The sequence below is a fragment of the Pseudoalteromonas luteoviolacea CPMOR-1 genome, assembly GCF_001625685.1.
Classification (GTDB): Bacteria; Pseudomonadota; Gammaproteobacteria; order Enterobacterales; family Alteromonadaceae; genus Pseudoalteromonas; species Pseudoalteromonas luteoviolacea_K.
In genome coordinates, this window is sequence record NZ_AUYC01000038.1 from 50,138 (window position 1) to 71,586 (window position 21,449).

At 41.2% G+C, this 21,449-nt stretch carries 19 protein-coding genes; 14 read left to right on the plus strand and 5 right to left on the minus strand.

The window, feature by feature from the left end; translation table 11 throughout:
• Positions 1 to 88: 88 nt before the first annotated feature.
• Together N473_RS16675 and N473_RS16680 are read left to right on the plus strand one after the other, a co-directional pair.
• A complete protein-coding gene (locus N473_RS16675) occupies positions 89 to 454 on the plus strand; it encodes a hypothetical protein (RefSeq protein ID WP_063368919.1) in 366 nt (121 codons plus the stop codon).
• A 170-nt stretch (positions 455 to 624) separates the two neighbouring features.
• Complete coding sequence (locus N473_RS16680; protein ID WP_063368920.1) at positions 625 to 1,989, plus strand: leucyl aminopeptidase family protein; 1,365 nt, start codon at positions 625 to 627, stop codon at positions 1,987 to 1,989.
• Between the two features lie 45 nt (positions 1,990 to 2,034).
• Here the strand turns inward: N473_RS16680 and N473_RS16685 are convergent, their stop codons facing one another.
• Both N473_RS16685 and N473_RS16690 read right to left on the minus strand, forming a co-directional pair.
• The gene (locus N473_RS16685) at positions 2,035 to 3,510 is read right to left on the minus strand and encodes an aminoacyl-histidine dipeptidase (RefSeq protein ID WP_063369001.1); all 1,476 of its coding nucleotides are present in this window, start codon (positions 3,508 to 3,510) and stop codon (positions 2,035 to 2,037) included.
• Between the two features lie 274 nt (positions 3,511 to 3,784).
• Positions 3,785 to 4,858 (minus strand): ketoacyl-ACP synthase III, encoded by a 1,074-nt coding sequence (locus tag N473_RS16690; protein WP_063368921.1) that lies wholly within the window; start codon positions 4,856 to 4,858, stop codon positions 3,785 to 3,787.
• A 138-nt stretch (positions 4,859 to 4,996) separates the two neighbouring features.
• Here N473_RS16690 and N473_RS16695 point away from each other — a divergent pair, with 138 nt between their 5' ends.
• The 11 genes from N473_RS16695 to N473_RS16740 all read left to right on the plus strand — a co-directional run bounded on the left by N473_RS16695 (position 4,997) and on the right by N473_RS16740 (position 18,031).
• On the plus strand, positions 4,997 to 5,395 hold the full coding sequence (locus N473_RS16695; RefSeq protein WP_039610280.1) for a DUF4440 domain-containing protein: 399 nt from the start codon (positions 4,997 to 4,999) through the stop codon (positions 5,393 to 5,395).
• Positions 5,396 to 5,473: 78 nt separating this feature from the next.
• Entirely contained in the window at positions 5,474 to 6,709 is a 1,236-nt protein-coding gene (locus N473_RS16700; protein ID WP_063368922.1) for an ATP-binding protein, read from the plus strand.
• Positions 6,706 to 7,227, plus strand: coding sequence for a response regulator transcription factor (locus tag N473_RS16705; RefSeq protein ID WP_063368923.1), 522 nt, complete (start codon positions 6,706 to 6,708; stop codon positions 7,225 to 7,227). Before N473_RS16700 ends, N473_RS16705 begins: the two co-directional genes overlap by 4 nt.
• Before the next feature lie 62 nt (positions 7,228 to 7,289).
• Positions 7,290 to 7,709 carry a DUF1761 domain-containing protein gene (locus N473_RS16710; RefSeq protein ID WP_231099585.1) on the plus strand — a complete coding sequence of 140 codons (420 nt, stop codon included), beginning with the start codon at positions 7,290 to 7,292 and terminating at the stop codon, positions 7,707 to 7,709.
• A complete protein-coding gene (locus N473_RS26780) occupies positions 7,710 to 7,961 on the plus strand; it encodes a hypothetical protein (RefSeq protein ID WP_080760258.1) in 252 nt (83 codons plus the stop codon).
• 154 nt (positions 7,962 to 8,115) lie between these two features.
• Positions 8,116 to 8,376: a CBU_0592 family membrane protein gene (locus tag N473_RS16715; RefSeq protein WP_039610969.1), complete on the plus strand. Its 261-nt coding sequence runs from the start codon at positions 8,116 to 8,118 to the stop codon at positions 8,374 to 8,376.
• Between the two features lie 134 nt (positions 8,377 to 8,510).
• Positions 8,511 to 10,502, plus strand: a complete 1,992-nt coding sequence (locus N473_RS16720; RefSeq protein ID WP_063368924.1) for a TonB-dependent receptor plug domain-containing protein — start codon at positions 8,511 to 8,513, stop codon at positions 10,500 to 10,502.
• A 381-nt stretch (positions 10,503 to 10,883) separates the two neighbouring features.
• Complete coding sequence (locus tag N473_RS16725) at positions 10,884 to 13,055, plus strand: M4 family metallopeptidase (RefSeq protein ID WP_063368925.1); 2,172 nt, start codon at positions 10,884 to 10,886, stop codon at positions 13,053 to 13,055.
• 59 nt (positions 13,056 to 13,114) lie between these two features.
• The gene (locus tag N473_RS16730; RefSeq protein WP_063368926.1) at positions 13,115 to 14,635 is read left to right on the plus strand and encodes a M20/M25/M40 family metallo-hydrolase; all 1,521 of its coding nucleotides are present in this window, start codon (positions 13,115 to 13,117) and stop codon (positions 14,633 to 14,635) included.
• A 174-nt stretch (positions 14,636 to 14,809) separates the two neighbouring features.
• Positions 14,810 to 16,264 (plus strand): SLC13 family permease, encoded by a 1,455-nt coding sequence (locus N473_RS16735; RefSeq protein WP_063368927.1) that lies wholly within the window; start codon positions 14,810 to 14,812, stop codon positions 16,262 to 16,264.
• A 381-nt stretch (positions 16,265 to 16,645) separates the two neighbouring features.
• A complete protein-coding gene (locus tag N473_RS16740; protein WP_155735644.1) occupies positions 16,646 to 18,031 on the plus strand; it encodes an aldehyde dehydrogenase family protein in 1,386 nt (461 codons plus the stop codon).
• Between the two features lie 10 nt (positions 18,032 to 18,041).
• On the opposite strand, the gene N473_RS16745 is transcribed toward N473_RS16740, so the two are convergent.
• A complete protein-coding gene (locus N473_RS16745) occupies positions 18,042 to 18,767 on the minus strand; it encodes a tetratricopeptide repeat protein (RefSeq protein WP_063368928.1) in 726 nt (241 codons plus the stop codon).
• Between the two features lie 315 nt (positions 18,768 to 19,082).
• On the opposite strand from N473_RS16745, the gene N473_RS16750 reads away from it, so the two are divergent.
• Complete coding sequence (locus N473_RS16750; RefSeq protein ID WP_063368929.1) at positions 19,083 to 19,892, plus strand: DUF6279 family lipoprotein; 810 nt, start codon at positions 19,083 to 19,085, stop codon at positions 19,890 to 19,892.
• A 70-nt stretch (positions 19,893 to 19,962) separates the two neighbouring features.
• Here N473_RS16750 and N473_RS16755 read toward each other — a convergent pair whose 3' ends face one another.
• Both N473_RS16755 and N473_RS16760 read right to left on the minus strand, forming a co-directional pair.
• A complete protein-coding gene (locus tag N473_RS16755) occupies positions 19,963 to 20,595 on the minus strand; it encodes a flavin reductase family protein (RefSeq protein WP_063368930.1) in 633 nt (210 codons plus the stop codon).
• Between the two features lie 4 nt (positions 20,596 to 20,599).
• Positions 20,600 to 21,319: an SDR family NAD(P)-dependent oxidoreductase gene (locus tag N473_RS16760; protein WP_063368931.1), complete on the minus strand. Its 720-nt coding sequence runs from the start codon at positions 21,317 to 21,319 to the stop codon at positions 20,600 to 20,602.
• Between the last annotated feature and the right edge of the window lie 130 nt (positions 21,320 to 21,449).

The window sequence follows — 21,449 nt, forward strand, 5'->3', positions numbered from 1 at the left end:
ATGCCACTTTGGTTTGGACCAAATATCCGCACGATTTTTATATAGAAGTTTGCTAGAATGTCAGAAAATAAGCTGATTTTGGTTGTCAATGCGATTGATAAAGGTCGTGCATAAAGCACCTATACGGGTGGCACGAATAAGTAGAAAAAGACAAAGGTTAAGGATCAAACGTACCCTGATTGCTTTGAAAGTAGCCCTAGCGCAAGAAAAGCAAGAAACGGAAGAGATGCTTGATATCTATAAGAGATACACGTTGGGGAACGCAACGAGATCAGAACTCAAAGTCGCTAATAAGCAATTCGTAGATGTTTTAAAAGGTTTAGGCCTAGGCGTGTTCGCCATTTTACCATTTGCGCCAATCACCATCCCTTTAATCATCGCGCTAGGGAATAAGTTTGGTGTAGAAGTTTTACCTAGCTCTTTTGCAATTAAAAAAGCAGACAAAAAGAAGTAACAGCCATATAAAAGCTGATTAAGAGGTTTCGTGTTTTGTGGCGATTTGTCTATTACGTTTAATTGATATTGTGTTTACCAAAATACAGAAAAAACTTACCCTTATAACGGTGAATTGTGTGTCAGTTATTGTTATCCTTGAGGCAATACAACTTAGAATAAGAGGCACGTATGAGTACTTTACTCGTTCATTCCCAAGAAGGAACACCAATTCATCTTACCACAGAAGCAAACCTTGATAGTTGGCTATCAGACCACGCAGAACCGTCAAAAAGCTTTGTATTGGCGACTCGCCAAGAAGGTCAGAATGTATTGCTGATACCTGATTTGACTAGCGGTGAGTTATCAAGTGTTGTCTGTGTTGTTGAGTCGCTTGATGATCAATGGCTCGCTGGAGACCTTGCTAAGCAATTGCCAAAAGGTCTATATCGATTTGTTGGCAGTGAAGATCTAATTGAAAGAGCTGCAACCGGTTATATTCTCGGCGCATATAAATATAACGCTTATAAAAAAGCGGCACCTATTCAAGCTAAATTAGCCATTTCCAATGAGCAACTTTGTAAAAAAGTTTCTGATATTACAACTGGTATATACTTGGTTCGCGATTTGGTAAATACGCCTGCGGCTGACATGATGCCTCAACATTTAGCAGAAACGTTCATTGAATTAACTGAGCAATTTGATGCTGAATTTAAACAGTTGATTGGAGATGAATTACTTGAGCACAACTACCCAACTATTCATATGGTTGGCCGCGCTAGTGATAACAAGCCTCGTTTGTTGGATTTAACTTGGGGTGATGAAAACGCGCCAAAGTTAACCTTAGTTGGTAAAGGTGTGTGTTTTGATTCTGGTGGATTAGACCTGAAACCTGCTGCGGGCATGCGCAATATGAAAAAAGACATGGGTGGCGCTGCTCATGTTCTTGGACTTGCACATATGATCATGTCGGCAAACCTGCCTGTTAGATTACGCGTGTTAGTGCCGGCGGTTGAGAATGCCGTTTCGAAAAACGCGTTCAGACCTGGTGACGTCATTGTGACTCGTAAAGGGATCACAGTAGAGATTGATAATACGGACGCAGAAGGGCGCTTGGTATTATGTGATGCATTGGCTGAAGCGCAAACTGAAAACCCTGACCTATTGATTGACTTTGCTACTTTAACAGGTGCATGTCGTATTGCTTTAGGTACTGAGTTACCTGGTTTTTATAGTACAGATCAGAAAATCGCTAATGACATCATTGCTGAGGGCTTGGAGCATAATGATCCAGTATGGCAACTGCCTCTGTTTGATCAATATAAAGGTCTTTTCAAAAGCGATATAGCAGATATTTCAAACTGTGGTTCGACACCTTTTGGCGGCTCTATCACAGCTGCGCTATACCTAAAAGAGTTTGTTGAGCCTGAAAATACGCCGTGGTTACACTTTGATGTGATGGCGTGGAATGTTCGTCATTTGCCAGGGAGACCTGTGGGTGGTGAAGGTTTGGGCCTTAGGGCTACATTTTCATACTTACAAAAACGCTTCTCCTAATTAATACACATAAAAACGGCTCTTATGAGCCGTTTTTTTTACTATTTAAGCCGTTTTAACTGGTATGTTTGAAAGTAATGCTTTCATTTGTTGCCAGTATAAGCCGACAGATTCAATATGTACTTTCTCATCAGGAGAATGAGGAAACTTAATGGTCGGGCCGAACGATATCATGTCCATCTCTGGATATGGTTCTTTAAATAAACCACACTCAAGCCCTGCATGTATCACCATGATATCTGGCTTTTTACCATAAATACCTTCGTACATGTCTCTGAAGATATGAATTAGTTCTGATTCAGGCTCAGGTTTCCAACCAGGATAAGCACCAGAAAACTCAACTTTGGCACCGGCAAGCTCTGCCAATGAAGACAAAGTACCTTCAACATCTTTTCTACCTGAGTCAATCAAAGAGCGGATCAGGCATAATATTTCTATGCTGTCCGCTTGTGTCGTGATCACACCCAAGTTTAATGAGGTTTCTACGACGCCTTTAATATCATCACTCATTCGAACGACGCCATTAGGGCATGCATTTAATAGGGATAACAGTTGCTGAGTGCTGGCTAATGTCAGTGGATTTAGCGCACTCTCTGTTTGACTAACATTGAAAGTGAGGCCCGTCTCAATAGCTGACAACTCTTGGCGCATGAGAGATTGTACTTGCTCAATATAGGTAGAGACTTTATTGATGTCTGCGTCTTGAATTGCAATGGTTGTGTAGGCTTCACGTGGAATTGCGTTTCTTAAAGAGCCACCTTTGAATTCAACAATTTGGAACTCAATATCTGTAAGGTGATGCTTCAATGTGCGAGCTAACAGCTTATTTGCGTTGGCACGTCCGGTATGAATATCTACGCCAGAGTGACCTCCTTTTAGGCCTTTCAAAGAAATTTCTAAATAAGTCTGCTGGGCTGATTTTTCTTGTCTCTCGATATCAAGTGTTAGGCCAGCATCAATGCCGCCTGCGCAGCCCATGTAGATCTCGCCTTCTTGTTCAGAGTCGGTGTTGAGTAAAATCTCACCCTCTAGCCAGCCCGCTTCTAAACCAAATGCGCCAGTCATACCCGCTTCTTCGTCAATCGTTAAAATGACTTCCAGTGGTCCATGTGCAACGTCATCTGAGGCAAGTACTGCAAGACAAGAAGCCATACCAATACCGTTGTCTGCGCCTAGCGTAGTGCCGTCAGCCGTTACCCAGTCACCGTCTATAAATGGTCTAATTGGATCGGTTTCGAAGTTATGCGCTGTATCATCATTTTTTTGAGGCACCATATCAATGTGTGCTTGCAAAACGACAGGCTTTCTATTTTCCATGCCTTCGGTTGCAGGCTTTTTGATAAAGACATTACCGGTTTTATCGCGACGCGTGGCTAAATCTTTTGAATTCGCCCAGTTAACAATAAATTGAGCAAGTGCTTCTTCATGTTTAGATGGATGTGGGATGGAACAAATTTGGTCGAAAAATTGCCAAACGATTTGTGGTTCGAGTTGGCTAATCTCTGAATGAGGTTTAAACACCATATTCCCCTAATAACTAGCTTGTTGTCAGTAATTTTGATTGTGTAGCAAACACCAGTTGTATATTTACTACTCTAATTGAAATAATCAAAAGCAATTCTAAATGTAAGACGATTATACAGCGTCAAAATAAGGAATTAAGCATTATTTAAAGTAGTCAATGTAACAAAGCAGAGTGTTTAAAGACGCAGTGGTCTTTCGAGTGCTGAAGCACTAATACTATCAGGTATGATGGAGTATTTCGAGCAGTAGCGGATGCTACTGCTCACAGTGATTAAGTATTATTTTTACAAGCTGTGACGGCATCTTGAACGAGCTCAAGTCCTGATTGTTCACAAGGTGTAAATGTATAGTCTGAAGTTGCGAGAGGTGTAATGCGTTCACCCCACTTTATGTAACTTGCAGCCCAAGTTAGCCCAGCGCCAAAAGCGGCAGACATAATGTTAGCATGTGGCTTGATCATCCCCTGTTCGACAGCCTCACATAGCGCGATTGCAATTGTTGCAGCTGATGTGTTGCCATACTTGTCGATGTTGACAATCACTTTTTCGTCTTCGATATCTAACTTTTTCTGTATTGCTTGGATAATACGAAGATTAGCCTGATGAGGAATAAGGGCGTCAATGTCATCAAGGTTGAGCTTCGCTTTATCCATAACGTCATCGCACGCCAAGCTCATACCGGTTACTGCGCGCTTGAAGATTTCACGGCCTTCAAACAATAGGTCAGATGGGCCAACTGCCTCATATTTATTTAAGTCTGTTCCGTAGTTGGCTATGTGTAAAATATCTCTATCTTCAGTATCACAACCGGTTTTTGTACCTAGTAAACCGCTTGGTTCTGAGCTCGCTTCCAGTACAACTGCACCAGCGCCATCACCAAATAACACTGCACTGTCTCTTTTAGCCCAGTTGATATACCAAGTCATGCGCTCCGCAGCGACAACGACTGCTTTTTTGATCATACCAGACTGGATCTGTGCAGTTGCATTTTGTAAAGCATAAAGAAACCCAGAGCAAGCGGCATTGGTATCGCAGGCTGCAGCACCGGTAGCACCAATGTTTTTTTGTACCAGAGAGGCTGTATTGGCAACCATAGTTGAAGGTGTACAGGTAGCCAGTAACACTAAATCAATATCCTCACCACTCACATCTGCGCAGGCTAGGGCCTGTTTACTGGCTATGGTGGCCAATTCAGCTGTGCTTACGTGACTAACGCGACGAGCACGGATCCCTGTACGCGTTGTTATCCATTCATCTGTGGTATCAACAATGGTGCTCATTTCATCATTGCTGATAGAAGCTGGTGGTACTGCTTTACCCCAACCTGTAATTTTTGCATATATCATAGTGTCTCTTAATCAAATCCGACCACTGAGTTAATTGCATATTTATAACAAACTATTGATTTGTACACAAAGAATACCTTGTTGAATTGGTACATTTGACTAGAATTGTATGAGAAACAGGTCAGATATCAGCTGTTTATGACTCAGAAAATCACTCAAGAACTACTTGATGAACTCATATCCTTAGAGCGACGCTTACTTGAACCACATGTAAGAGAATCTAAAGAGCGCTTATCTTTGTTATTGGATGATGATTTTTACGAAATTTCTGCCAATGGATTATTGTTTGATAAACGGCATGTACTGTCGCGGTTGCCAAGCGAAAAAGTACCGCAGTTTTATAACCAAGACTTTAGAGGGCAAATGTTAAGTGAGACGATAGCACAGCTTACTTATCATGCGGCCTATCGACGTAATGCTTATTCTAACTTACAGTTTTCTCTCAGAATGTCTTTATGGCGTAACAACGGAGCAGGGTGGCAGTTACTCTTTCATCAAGGTACACCCAGCCCAGAGTTTATTCTCAAATATGATTGAGCATTTCTAGCTCTCGTGCCTTTAAGTTGGGAGGTTGATCGGGTAAAGTACGTCCTCATTTGCTTTTAGGCTTGCTACATGGTTATTGCTTTCTCGCCCCAATCTGCACTTGGACAGCTGCTTTTACTGCGTTCGATTGCGATTGTCTTACAGCTTATTTTGGTGTTAATTTCAATTTTATTGCTCGACAAAAGCATCCCCCATCAGCCTGTTTTTACGGTGATAGCATTAGAGTCACTGTTTCAACTCGTTAGCATTGTTTTGTATCGTAGAAGCAGAGAAATTTCAGAAAGGGCCATGACTTTACAGTTGATGGCAGACATCGTCTTTTTATCTGTTTTACTGTCTTTTTTAGGCGGTGCAAGTAACGCTTTTGTTTCATTATTACTCTTACCTTGTATTATAGCCGCGGTTACCGTTTCAATTGGTTACGTGTTATTTGTATCAGCGAGTGCGTTGCTCTCATATGGTTATTTGTATTTGGCCGTGACTATGCCAATGCATCACCATGGTATGCATATGGGCGAGCACTTGCTAGGCATGTTTGTGAATTTTGTTTTCATGGTGGTTGTAACAGTCGGTGTTGTCGCAATACTTGTGAAGCGCATTCGAGAGAGAGAGGCGCTTTTGGCTAAAACGCGCGAAAAGCAATTACAGCAAGAGCAGCTTTTAGCATTAGGTAGTGCCGCTGCACAGGTAACGCATCAACTCGCAACGCCAATTGCTCATCTAAATTTATTGTTGGAGGAACTTCGCGAGGACTTCCCTGAGCACCCTGCTGTCTCTGAGATGTATGGACCGCTTTCGCAGTGTCGTATTCAATTAGATAGTTTTAGAGAGCAAACAGAGCTGCTTAAATTGAAGCGTCAAGAAAAGGCGCAATCTACACAATTTGTCATAGCGCAACTAGAAGAGTTAATGACGCTTCAATATCCAGAACAATCTTTGTCAATTGTTGAAAAGACATCTTCTGTTGAGATTAATGGTGATCCGATGTTAGTGCCTTCATTGCTAAATTTGATTGTGAATGCGGCAAAAGCAAATGAACGTGCTGATAAGTATCATATTGAATTGACAGCATATGCAGAAGGGGAGAGATGGTATTTATTGATCAAAGACGAAGGGAAAGGAATTGCCCAGAAGAAGTTAGATGATTTGGGCAAATCTATTGTCGAAAGTGATACTGGTTTTGGTATGGCGTTGTTGTTAACTCATGCAACGTTAGAGAGAGTAAATGGTGAATTACACCTTGAAAATTTGGCAGAAGGTGGTGTCCTGTCTACCGCTGTATTACCGATAGTAGGTGTATCATGAGGTTATTAATTATTGAGGATGATGTCGCCTTTTCAAATACGCTCGCGAGGCGGATGGCAAAGATGGGCTTTGAGTGTCAAGTAGTGAATTATGAAAGAGATATTTTATCTCAGTGCAGCGCGTTTTTACCTGAGTATGTGCTGCTAGATATGAAGCTCGAGCATTCATCTGGTTTGCAGCATATCGCACAAATTAGAGAAGCGCTTCCCAACTGTATATTAGTTTTGCTAACTGGTTTTGCCAGTATCGCGACCGCGGTTGAAGCGATAAAGCTGGGAGCGGATGATTATCTGACAAAGCCAGCGGACACGAAGTTGATCGCAAAAAAACTACTTGGTGAAGAGGTGGCGATAGAAGACACATTTGAGTCAACAATGTCACCAGAGCGATTGGAGTGGGAGCATATCCAACAAACATTGCAAGCAAATGAGGGCAATGTGTCGGAAACGGCTCGTCAGCTCAATATGCATAGAAGAACTTTACAGCGCAAGTTGCAAAAAAGGCCAGTATCAAAATAGTCAACTTTGGCTCTTACATTGCTCAATTGATAGATTTTAACTAAATTGAAAATAGTTGAACAATGGGGCAAATGCTAATGTATGTATTCGAAGTTAATATAGTGGCAGTACTGTTAGCTGCATTGAGCTCTTTTTTGCTCGGAGGCCTGTGGTATTCTCCATTGATGTTCCAACAGGCGTGGTTAGAAGGGGCAGGGTTAACTGAACTCGACTTAAAACACGCCGACCATAAAGCCATATTCTTAGGCTCATTTATGCTCTGTATTTTGGCTTCGGTTGCTGTCGCGATGTTAGTTGGAAAAGGCCCTTCAGTATTGGATGCGATGACATTTGGTCTGTTTATTGGGGTTACTTTTGTCACCACGTCGTTTGGGATTAGTTACTTGTTTGAGCAAAGGCCTCTAAAACTATTTCTAGTGAATGCGGGTTATCATACGTTACAATTTACTTTGATCGGATTTGTGGTTGGGAGTTTAAATTAATTGGCCAAACCTAATAAAAAGGGCCCTACTCGGACAGTCGATGTGTTTTGCTCTAAGTGCAAAGCTAAATTGTTCAAGTACCGAAAAGGCGGTAAGGGCAGCCTCATAAAATGCTTTGTCGAACGAATTAGTGTCGATCATACTATCAATCAAACTCATTGCCCTGATTGCGAACAAGAGTTTTCCAGAAAGACTCTGATAAGGGGGGCACCTGCACTCAAAATTGTTGGCAATAAAGTGACTTTTAAATAAGTGATTTCAATATAAGGACAAATATCCTGTCTCAATCATCATGCTTTTAAGATAATTCATGAGTTTGTGCTGTTTCAACGATTGAAAGTCACCCTACCCATGGAAAAGGGCCAGCGTGTTTGGGTGAGTATCCACAAAATATATGGACAAAAACATGATTGACATTTTATTTGATGTAATAGGTATGACTGGTACTTTTCTTGTGGTTGGTGCGTTTTTCTTACTGCAACTTGAAAAGGTCACACCTGATGGCCTCAAATATAACCTCATGAACCTCTCTGGTGCAATCCTGCTACTTATTAGTTTATGCTACAACTTCAACCTAGCGAGCTTTGTAATTGAGCTATTTTGGATAGTTGCTTCCTTGATTGGCTTGTATAAGTATTTCAAGGCAAAGAAGTTACAGGCTGCATAAAACTTAAGTAAAAACTTGCACAGTTACATTTCATGCGTATTATTTAGATGTATGAACGGTAACTGTGTAAGCAAAATTGGGTGAAATTGTTCACCTGAGTTGAGCTTGTTACGGTATCAGTAGTCAGGCTCAATATGAAAAAAACAGTCCCGCTTATTTTTGTCTTTCTTTTTTGCTTTAATGCAATTGCTTCTCAAGAAGAGCTATTTGAGTTGAGCTTTGAGGAGTTGCTTGACGTCAACATTACCTTAGCCACTAAAACCACTGAATCACCTACCACTGTGCCGTCGAGTACGACCGTTTTTAATCGTCAACATATTCAATTATTAGGTGTCGCCAATGTATATGAACTCATGAACTTCGTGCCTGGCATGCAGTCAACTCGCGGCGATTGGGTTGGTGCTGTGCCAAAAGAGCACGCACGAGGTATCTATTTAGACAGCGGTAATGTGTTGGTCATGCTCAATGGGCAAAGGCTTAACGATGCGTCTTTTGGCAAAGCTTCTGTTTATGCTCCTTTTATCCCCGTTGAAATAGTAGAAAAAGTCGAGTTTATCAGAGGACCTGGTTCCGCTTTGTATGGCAGCAATGCTTTTTTAGGCGTGATGAATATCGTTACAAAGAAAAATTCTAACCAGTTTATGGCTGCTGTTGGCGACAATGGTATGTATCAAGGCGCATTAAGCGTTCATCATACGTTTGAAAATGGTCTATCACTTCAAGCTAATGGCTCTTTATACAGAGATGATGGAGATGAATACTTTGAAGCGAAAGTGCGAGATCCGATTGATGGTAGGTTCGTTGAGGTTGAGTTAAATTGGGAGAATTGGCGATTTGCTATTCATAACACTGAGACACGATTAGATGAGTTTATTAATTTATCAGGTGAGTCTAAAGATAATAGGCACACCAGTCGCAATCTGGGTATGCAATTAGAAGTAAAATCATCCTGGGGTGACTCACTTTCAAATACGACAAGATTAGAATTTATAAAGCATGACATAAAAAGTGCAGGATTAATCGCCAGTGCAGAAGAACTTCAATTAGACCATGATTTTTTTGTAGGCCCACGTTGGCAATCAAGAGATCTTACCTTAAACAGCGAAACTGTTTATGAATATAACCAGTCTCTCAATATGATTTTTGGTGCTGAGTATTCTTGGGAAGAGCAATCTCGTGCTGATGTCTACACTAATTATTACAACCCTGAGACTGGGCAGATTTTTGTAGATGAGCCTTTTTACCTTGGTGGTCTTCAAGTTATTAGCAATCATGAGCCTTTTGAGCCGCTCGAAGCTAGCTTTGACTCTTACGCCGTTTATACGCAAGTTAAATATACCCTCACTGAATCTATCACTGTATTTACGGGGCTTCGTTATGATGATGTGATTGACATCGATCGTAAATTATCACCAAGATTGGCACTCATTTATCAATTTAATCCTGTACATACTTTTAAGCTACAGTATGGCGAGGCATTTAGAGCGCCTGTTAGTAATGAGCTGCATTCAAATGATGAAGTGACCGTTGGGAACCCAAATCTAAAAGCAGAATATTTAAAAACGACAGAATTAGTATGGCATGCAAAAAATGATAATTGGCAAGTGGATTTGGTTTTATTTGATAATGAATTAGAAGATTTTATTAATTTAATTCCTGTGGACGAAGCATTATCTCGTTTTACGTTTGACAATGTATTTGAAACTAGCATGCAAGGTTTTGAATTTAGCGGTACGTTGCATATAAATGAATCAGCTTGGTTATCTAGCACATTCACCCAATACATCGATTTACCGTTTAACCCTAGTTACAAAAAGTTTGGTTCGATAGTATTCAATTATAGCCAAGGAGATATGCAATACTCCGTCAACGGTATATGGAGAGACAGCATCACGGTTATCCCTGCTGTGTTACCTGATGATCCTGAGTTTTCACCTTACCATCAGCCAAGTCATTGGTTATTTGGCGCAACGATTGGATGGAAAATAAACGATAAACAAGGAGTTGCGTTACAAGTCCAGAATGTGTTTGATAAGTCTACCGATGCATTCGATCCCAGAAGGTACGATGGCAGGGTGCCTCAAAAGGGCAGGCAGCTGAGATTGCGTTACACCTACGAATTTTAACCCCGCGTGTGCAAAAGTTCATATAAATCATCTGTTCAACTTTATTATAAAACAAATGAAGATATCTCTTTAGTCCACTTAAATGGGCGAATTGCACGCGCATGAATCCCATTCGTTTATGCCCTTAAATCGTTATTGATAATCTAATATTGATTTTGTAGTATTTTGTTTACATTTTGGTCATATTTATACTGTGAATTTTGTCTTAATTTATCTAACTTCATGAAAGTATTGATTAAAAAATACAGTCGACCATAAGTTTAATTTATGTAAATTAAAGGTTTATTTTTTGTTTTGTTTAGCTAGTCTCAACTATGCATCCAATCAAGGTGCACATTCAGGTATTTTTTGAATGTAATACACACAATCAAGGAGCATAAAGTGAAACACCATAAAATAACTAAATTAACTCTCGCCACTCTTGCGGTATTGAGTTGTGCTGCAAACGCTGCGCAAAAGCAGTATTTAAATCAACATAATAACTTAAATATCATGCTGCAGTCAGGATCGATGAGTTTACTCTCAACCCCCGCAAATCAATTAATCGGCCTTTCTACTGATGACTCGCTAAAAATACTAAAAAGCTTTAAACACAAGAATGGCTCGGTGACTCATCGTTATCAGCAAATGTATCAAGGCCTACCTGTTATTGGAGACACGGTCAGTTTAACTTTTGATAAGCAGGGTCTGTTGAAGCACGCACATGGTGCTGCTGTATACGGCATTAATGCAGATGTCATGTCAGTTAAGCCGAGCTTGGCCGCGGCACAGGCTAAAGCCTTATCGACTGCCTCATTACCAGCAACGCAGTTGGCGCAAAAAACATTTCATGAGACAGAGCAGCTCGCTATATGGGTAGATAAAAATAATCAAGCTCGTTTGGTTTATGAGCTTTCGCATGTCACGTATGGCGACTCACCATCCAGACCATATCAAATTGTTGATGCGCATACTGGGGAAGTGTTACTCAGCTATGATAATATTCAACATGCTAACGCAACAGGTCCCGGTGGGAACCAAAAAACAGGTCGTTATCAATATGGCACTGACTATGGCCACTTGGATGTTAGCCAGTCAGGTAATACCTGTACAATGAACAATGCCAATGTAAAGACCATTCATTTAAATCATGGTAGCAGCGGTTCTAGCGCGCATAGCTTCACTTGCCCAGAAAACACAGTCAAAGAAATTAATGGCGCATATTCACCGCTTAATGATGCGCACTATTTTGGTAATGTGGTGTTCAATATGTACAGTGATTGGTTAGGTACGGCACCACTGAGTTTTCAATTACAAATGCGAGTTCACTACAGCAATAATTACGAAAATGCGTTCTGGGATGGACGTTCGATGACTTTTGGTGACGGTAAAGACAGATTTTACCCACTGGTAAGTTTGGATGTGTCTGCACACGAGGTGAGCCATGGTTTTACAGAACAAAACTCAGGGTTAATCTACCGTAATAAGTCTGGTGGTTTAAACGAGGCGTTTTCTGATATGGCTGGCGAAGCTGCAGAATTTTATATGAGAGGGAGCAATGACTGGTTGGTCGGACAAGATATATTCAAAGGAAGCGGTGCACTTCGATATATGAATGATCCTACGAAAGATGGTCGTTCAATTGACCATCAATCAAACTTTACTTCAGGTATGGATGTGCATCACTCTTCTGGTGTGTTCAACAAAGCCTTTTATCATTTAGCAACAACGGCTGGCTGGGACACTAAAAAAGCTTTTGTGGTTATGGCCAAAGCGAATCAGATGTATTGGACGGCAAGTACAGATTGGGATCTGGCTGGTAATGGGGTGATGGATGCTGCATGCGACCTTGGTTACAACCCAGATGATGTGAAGGCTGCTTTGGCGTTAGTGGGTGTCACATCTCAACTGAGTTCAGGCAGTAGCTGTGGTACACCGCCTACTGATGAAGAGTTAACAAACGGTGTAGCTCGCACTGGCATCAGTGGTGCAGCTAAATCACAGCAATTCTTTGTATTGAATGTGCCTGCAGGGTCAAGCAACCTTAAATTTACCACAACTGGGGGAACTGGTGACGCTGATTTATATGTGAAGTTTGGTGCCAGACCTACCTTACAAACTTATGATTGTAAGAGCACTTCCTCTACGAGTAATGAGTCTTGCCCAATAGCGAATATTCAAGCTGGTACTTATTTTGTGATGGTTGAAGCATGGAATCAAATATCTGGTGTATCACTAACGGGAAATTACTCAGATGGAAGCAATAATACACCGCCTATAGATCGTACAGAAAGTAATGTATCTGTGTCTACAGGGCAGTGGGCTAGGTATACACAAGAGCTCAATGCCGGATACGCAAATTTAACTGTATCGATTTCAGGGGGAAGTGGTGATGCTGACCTCTACGTCAACTTTGGTTCAGCTTCTTCTACATCTTCATACCAATGTCGTCCATATAAAAATGGCAATAGTGAATCTTGCTCTTTCACGAACCCTCAATCAGGGACGTGGCACATAGATTTACGTGGTTATAGTAATGCCAGTGGCGTGACATTGAATATCAAAGCAAACTAGGACTTACTTGATGAAGGCGGCGACATGCCGCCTTTTTGATATCTTCCAAAGGATAAATTATGCGTACAAGCAAATACTTATGTTTGTTGGCGTATCTTACATTTTCCTCTTTATCAAATGCAGTATCTGAAAAAAAATGGATTACGTTAGGTGCATCAGCAAGTCATCACTACCAATTAGAAAATTCTGTTAAAGGTCGTTCATATATCCAAGCTAGTCACACTCACCAAGAAGCTGATATTTTATTAATGCATGAGGCAGAGCACGAAAACCTCAGTCACTTTATGCATGAGCAGTATCACAGATGTGGTGGGTTTGTTGCTCATGATAGTGAAGCAGAAGCAAAGGCTTATTTGAGCACATTAGAGTATGCTCATAATAACCAGCCAGAATTAACATACTCAATTGATAACCCTGAAACAGTGCAAGCTTTAATGGGAAAAGTATCGACCACGGGGTTAATAAACACCGTGAGTGCGATGACCGGGTTTTATAATCGTTACTACACTCAACAATCTGGTGTTGATGCGTCAAACTGGGTTAAAAGCCACTGGGAGAGCTTAGCCAGTGTCCGCCCGGATATCTCTGTGGAGCACTATACACATTCATGGGCGCAGTCCTCTGTGGTGGTGACGGTCCCTGGGAGCGAATTGGCCGATGAAATTGTGATTATTGGTGGGCATTTAGACTCAATCAATGGCAGTAACCCAAGCAGTGGTAGAGCGCCAGGGGCCGATGACAATGCGTCAGGAATTGCGGTACTCAGTGAAGTGCTTAAGGCCATTGTGGATACTAATTATAAGCCGAAAAGAACAGTGAAAATAATGGGGTTTGCAGCAGAGGAAGTTGGACTTAGAGGTTCCAAAGCGATCGCCCAAGATTATAAAGCATCGGGTAAAAATGTAGTTGGTATGGCGCAATTTGATATGTCTGGGCATAAAGGTGGTCAGTACGATATCGTGTTCATTACCGATTATACCAATAGCGCACAAAATAACTTTATGAGCCAGTTGCTTGATAGGTATTTAACGAGCGTGAGCTATGGCTTTGATCGTTGCGGTTATGGTTGTTCTGATCATGCATCTTGGTATCAACAGAGCTTTCCTGCGTCATTTCCATTTGAGTCACGGATGAGAGAGTCAAATCGTTTGATACACACTGCCAATGATACTGAGTACGACGCGGATCATTCAATTCATTTTGCAAAGTTGGCGAGCGCGTATATTGCCGAGTTAGCCAAAACTGCAGGCAGTGTAACACCACCACCAACAGAGCCAACGCCAATTGACCAAACATACACCGATTTGAGCGTATCTTCTGGGCAGTGGTGGCGAACGTCTCTGGCTTTAGGGAGTAGTTATCAAGATCTGACAGTGAAAATTTCAGGTGGAACAGGCGATGCAGATTTGTATGTCAATTTTGGCACTCAGTCGTCAACCTCCCAATTTCGATGTCGCCCTTACAAATATGGCAATGAAGAAACTTGTACCATTTCGCTCCCCGAGTCCGGTAATTGGCATTTTGATTTGAGAGGCTATTCGCCAGCCGCAGGTGTGACGATGACCATTAAAGCAAGGTGATGTTATGCGCTGCTGTCAAACGGCAGTAGCGTTTGCAATTACCTATTTTGCACTGTGTGTGGTAATTAAAAGGTCGGTTTTATGTAACTTAAAGACGTTGTGGGCTTGTGGAAACGCAGGGGGTCATTCATACTGCCTCCTTATTTTAAGTGCACAATTATAAAAAATAGAAAAATGACGGATACAATGGTTAAAGGCAGTTCCATATATAACAAGTTTTGGCTATTTCTAGGCCCTTTCCTTTTTTTAATGACATGTATCACCCATGGCCCTGAAGGTTTATCAGAGCAAGGCTGGCGCACAGCTGGCTTGGCAATGTGGCTTGCTGTTTGGTGGGTAAGTGAGACAGTCCCAATTCCTGTTACCTCATTAGTGCCCTTATTGGCTGTGCCTCTTGCAGGGATAAACGACATAAAGAGCACATCGTCTGCCTATGCGCATCCTTTAATTTTCTTATTCTTAGGTGGGTTTTTGATTTCAATTGCGATGGAAAAGTCGCAGTTGCACAAACGTATTGCGCTGAAAACCATGTTAAAAAGTGGTACAAACCCTAAGTATCAAGTACTGGCTATGATGTTGGTCAGTGGCTTTTTGTCTATGTGGATAAATAATACGGCCACCACATTGATGTTATTACCAATTGCTTTGTCTGTGATCCATGTTTTGCAAAAAAATGGTGCTCGTTGTGATAACTATGCCAAAGCCTTGTTATTGGCTATTGCCTATAGTGCAAGCTTAGGAGGAGTAGGAACTATTATTGGTACTGCACCAAATGCGTTAATGGTCGCTTACCTGTGGGACAACCATCAAATAGAAATAGGGTTTGGACAATGGATGATTGTTGCGGTGCCATTTACATTTGGCATGATTGTTTTGTGTTGGCTTTGGCTAACTAAGTTTGCTTTCAAACTTGCTCCGCAACAAAACAACAGTCAGATGACAGAGATATTTTCCGCTCAGCTCAAAGCGCAAGGTAACATGACGATTGCTGAGAAAAACGTCATGTACGTCTTCTTATTTGCTGTATTTGGTTGGTTATTGAGGCCATATTTACAAACATGGACTGGATTAAACATAACGGATACGGGGATCGCTGTTGCAGCATCTATTATGTTATTTGTTTTACCTGCAGACAGTAAAGGCGAACAAAAAGTCATGGACTGGCCTGCTGCAAAAGAAGTGCCATGGGGCATACTCTTATTATTTGGTGGCGGGTTAACTTTAGCGAGCCAAATAAAAGGATCTGGCCTTGCTGAGTACATCGCAAATCTATTAGCGGGAGCGAGCGCTATTCCACTTGTATTGAGTGTAATTGCTGTGGCTGCTTTAATTACATTTTTAACTGAGCTGACAAGCAATACGGCAACAGCTGCGGGCTTTTTACCTTTACTTGGTCCGGTTGCAGAGCAAGTGACGGGGACTCCGTTGGTATGGATCATTCCTGCGGCAATGGCTGCAAGCTGCGCCTTTATGATGCCCGTTGCAACTCCACCCAATGCGATCGTATTTGGTTCTGGGGAAATAAAAATTAGGGATATGATAAAAGCTGGATTTGTCTTAAATCTAATTGCTATTGCTATGATAAGCCTTCTAACCTTAACGGTTGCTCGTTGGGTTTTTGTATTTTAAGCGATATTTATTTTGAGACGTTGTAAGGCCACCTAAATGAAGGTGGCCTTTTTGTTGGCCCGAAAAAAACTTTATCTTTGTTAACTTTTATTTTTATTGTCGATCTATAAATTTGGTTTACTAATTATTGGTATGATTTAATATCTAAAAACTTTTTAAGCCTGTTTCAATGATTGAATATTGTTTTAAAGTTAAATAATGGGGTAAAAAAAGCGTCGGCATTGTTTAAAATCGTGACGGCTTCGTTTCTGCTTTGACTAGTTGAACATTAGGCCTAGCAATGAGAAAGTCTTAACAGACTGAAAATTTAACGATAAAAAGGTAAGTTTAACTGTTGATGTGATTAGTTTTAATGGAGAGCAAACTTATGAGGCTGAGAGAGTGAATCAAGAACAAGTGATTGAGCAGGGGTTAATGAATTTAAAGTCCGCATACTGTCTTGAGCCATTCCCGGTGAGCTTGAAAAGAAAAGATAAGCTAAAAAAGTTAAATGCAGCAATTATTGCAAATAAACAACGTTTCGTAGAAGCGGCTAATCAAGACTTTAGTGTTCGGGCCGAGTACGACACGCTTGTAGCTGACTTAATCCCTACCGTAAGCCATATTCGTTACTTATGTCGTCATATTGATGCATTTATGAAACCGCAAACTAAAACTGCAGGTTGGCAGTTCTTTCCTTCTAAAGTATGGATTGAATATGTGCCTAAAGGGGTCGTTGGTATTATTGCGCCATGGAATTATCCGATCCAATTGGCGCTTGTTCCGCTAGCGACAGCTATCGCAGCGGGTAATAAGGTGATGATAAAACTCAGCGAATTCACTCCGGCAGTAAACAGTGTGATGAGGGATGTGCTTAAATCAATAGAGGATGACTGCATTGTCGTTGAAGGTGACGCTGCTATTGCATCTGCCTTTAGCCAGCAAAGTTTTGATCACCTATTTTTCACCGGATCTACGGGCGTCGGTAAACAAGTGTATGCAGCCGCAGCACAAAACCTTGTGCCGGTCACTTTGGAACTTGGAGGTAAGTCACCTTTGGTGGTGTTAGCGGATGCGAACCAAGACAAAGCCGTATTAGATATTATATTTGCAAAAAATATGAATGCAGGGCAAGTGTGCGTAGCACCTGATTATGTGTTGGTAGAAGAATCTATTTATGATGCTTTTATCACAAAATTGAAATATCAGTTGCTTAGGCATGAAGATAAAGAGATTAAAACAGGTGTCTTAAACGCACATCATGCCAAAAGGCTAGAGTTAATCATAAAAGAAGCGATTGAAGCTGGAGCGCAAGTTTGCCACTCTAAGCCGCTTGAAGATGTATGTGCTGAGCACTTTGGAATACACTTAGTGCTAAATCCCCCGCTAGATTCACGTATTATGCAAGAGGAAGTCTTTGGCCCTGTACTGAGTGTCTTGAAGGTACGTGACTTAGCTGAGGCTAAAAGCATCATTCAAAGCCAAGGAAGCCCGCTGACGTGTTATTTATACTCGGACAATATTGAAGATCAAATCAATATCAGACAATCTTTGCAAGCGGGTTCTATCAGTATTAATGACATACTGCTGCATGTCGCGGTCACCGATCTGCCATTTGGTGGAGTTGGGAGTTCGGGTATGGGGCAATATCATGGTAAGGAAGGGTTCGTGACTTTTAGTCACACGAAATCGGTATTTCAATCCAGTAGTCGGATTTGGCGAAGTAATTTGTTCAATCAATATAGCCATGCCATTAAAAAACTGCTGACGTGGCTATATTTGAAGTAACTTTACACTTTTACTCGGCGAAGCCACTACCTGCGATATAAGTATTGGCTTGGATTTTGTGATAAATCTCGTTGGCGATACGTTGCCCTCGTTCTAACTGAGAGCGGGATAAACTTTGCTCATCTAGTTGGCGGCTCTCTGCTGCTTGTGCGTAACCGTTAAATTCGGCAAGCAGATTCCAAATATACGAGCGTTCGACATTTTTTTGTACGCCTAAACCTTGGTAATAGAGCAGGGCAAGATTGTACATAGCCAGTGTATAGTTATTGGCTGCTGCACGTTCGTACCAAAAGCGTGCTTTAACATAGTCTTGAACCACGCCGTCACCATTGGCATTCATTACACCAAGGTTAAATTGTGCGGCAGGTAAGCCTTTTTTTGCAGCTTGAGTAAACAGGTCTACGGCTTTTTGCTTATCTAGTTTCACCCCACGTCCATCTTGATAAAGCACAGCAAGGGCAAACATTGCATCAGCACTTCCGAGCTTCACAGCCCTTTGCAGCAGTTCAGCTGCTTTTCTAGGGTTTTTCGGTACGCCATAACCACCGTCATACATTTTGGCCAATTCATACATACCGGGTGCAAAGCCCATGTCTACTAAATATTGAAATTCTTTAATGGCAATATCAAATTGACCTTGATTTGCAGCAGCGATGCCTTCTTCTAACCCTGCAAGTGTTGGCGTAGAGCTTAGAATTAGCCCTGAGAATAAAAGTGTTTGAGTTAACTTTCGCATCTTAATTTCTCCTTATGGCACAGGGTTTTTCGTTTAGTTTAATGCACATAGTATAAATATGCAGTTTAGACTATAACCTTATGAAGGGAAATAAAAAAAGCCCTTTCGGGCCTTTTAATTTTCATATCTACCGTCACCGATATGAGCAATGTAGCAAGTAAATGAGTTTGTGAATATACTGGGTCGAATAGCAATTCACTTAATGAAGTAAGTCTTGTGCGTATAATCAAAACTACCGCTTCATTGAGAATGATTATCAATAACTTTATGTTGATTGTCAACTGCAAATGATTATTAATTGTGTTTGGAGGGGTCGTGTTTAGGTTTACTTTGGTTTTTTTAGTGTTGTTGATGCTGACAGGTTGTTTTTATGGGACTGTGTATAAAAACTCAGACCGGTTGGCGTTAAATCAGCTCGAAAACTATGTAGCGCTCACAGACGATCAGCAAGCATGGTTTTTAAAAGAGTTTGGGCAAGTACAGGTAATACACCAGTCTCGTTACCTGCCAACTTATCAAGAGTGGTTAAGTGTGCTGAAAAATGGCTGGAAGGACATGGATGAGCAACAGCTATATGATCTCAGCATGCGGGTTAATGCACATTGGTATGAACTCATAGAGAGCCTAGAGCCAGCCTCTGTTAAATTTCTGATATCACTGGATAATTCTCAAAGAGCACAACTGATCGACAGCATTAAAGAAAAAATGCAAGCTAGACAAAACGATGAAGATAGGCAGGCGAGGGCCCTAACACGCTTTGAAGATATTTTAGGTAGTTTAGATATTAAACAAAAAGACATGATAGCAAGACATGTAGATAAAACTGCTTTTTATCAAGAAGTAAGGGCATTGAATAATCAAAATAGACTGGCTGTAATCGAGTCACTATTAGTGCAAAAACAGGTAGGTGAAGCTGACCTTAAAAAGCTAGGGCGTTACGTTGTTAACCACCCTCGCTATTGGCCTGAACACCGTATTGAGAAAAGGGATCGGCGTATTCGAGATCAAATCAAGTTCATGCTACAGCTAAGAGAAACGTTATCCAACAATCAACAAAAGGAATTAGCTCAGTATTTTGATGAGTTGAGTGATTTACTCTCGGTACTTAAAAACACCAAATTGTAATGACATTGGTAAAATGCTGGATTTGATTCCAGCATTAATTAAAGCTTGCTAACTGCAGCGCGTTAAGAGGTTATGCTTTTCGCGTCACAGGCAGATCTGGTTTAGCGTATTCCAATCTGTCTATCTTGCTGGTGGTGTGATAGCAGTCAAGTCCTGATACTGCCACTGTGTCTAGTTGCTCAAGGTTAATAAATCCATCTTCTTTTACTGCGATGTCAGCGACTTCAACGTGAACAATTTCGCCAATAACCAGTACCGTTTTGTTGAGCTCAATGGTTTGATGTTGTCTTAACTTTAAGCCTATTTTGACTTGACTCTGTGCAACGAAAGGCGCCTCAAAACTCTCGTGATAATATGGGGTAAGTCCTGTTTCATTAAATTCAGACTGGTCTTCGTCGTATCTAGCCGATGTCTGATGTGCTTCTTGCCAAATAAGTGAGTTAACGTGGTTTATAGTGTATGTTTCGGTTTCTAATATATTCTCTAATGTGTCACGTCTCACACTGTGAGGTCTGAATATAACACCCAGTAAAGGAGGGTTAGCGCCGAGATGAAAAACAGAGCTAACGATAGATAAGTTCTCTTTGCCATTTAAATCACGTGTTCCGATCAAATTTGCGCTTTTATACCCCGATAAGCTGTTTATAAAATGGGCTCTGTAACGTTCAGGGAGATCGAGTATGTCTTGGTTGTTAACAATCATTTTATTACCATTGTATGTTCTTACCTTGCCAGTCAATGAAGTCGACGGCACCGTTAAATTCTCTGTTGTTTTGAAAGATATTGAGTTGCTCAGCAACAAATTCCGGCTTAAATAACTTTTCTGCTGGCACATTGTTTTGAAATGGTTTTGAGAGTGCTGAGTCCGTTGTGCCAGGGTGAAACAACATTAACTTTGCATTGCATTTGCGTCTTTGCAGTTCAATGCTGGCGGTTTTGAAAAGCATATTGAGTGCGGCTTTCGATGCTCTGTAGCTATACCATCCACCGAGTTGATTATCTGAGATGCTGCCTATTCGGGCACTGAGTGCAGTGACGACGCACGGTGTTTGTGTTGACATTAAGTGCGGCATAAATGCTTGCAACCACATGAAAGGTATTGTTGTATTGATATGCATGAGCATGCCAAAGTAATCAATATCAAAAGACTCGAGTCGTTTTTCGGGCATGTGGTCTTCTGTGTGCAGTACTCCATTACATATGCTAATGGAATGGATTGCTGGATATATACGAGATATTCGAGTGGCCAACTCGTCAATATTAGCTTTTGTATAATCTGTTTCAAATTTATTTAGGTGTGCATGCGATGTATTTATTGTTTCGCGGCTTATAGCGACAACATGGTCATTGTGACGTAAGTGTAAATTGACCAGCGCTTTGCCAATTGCGCCGCTTGCCCCGATTACAACGGCCGTTTTTTGAGCCATGATGAAGGTACCTAACTTATGTTTTTGTAGTGTACGGTATTATTCGGGCATTGGATCACTAAAGCGTCTTTTCGTCGTTCATGTCCCTATGTACGTAAATCGTATTGGTCAAAAAGTGTAACTAAATGGT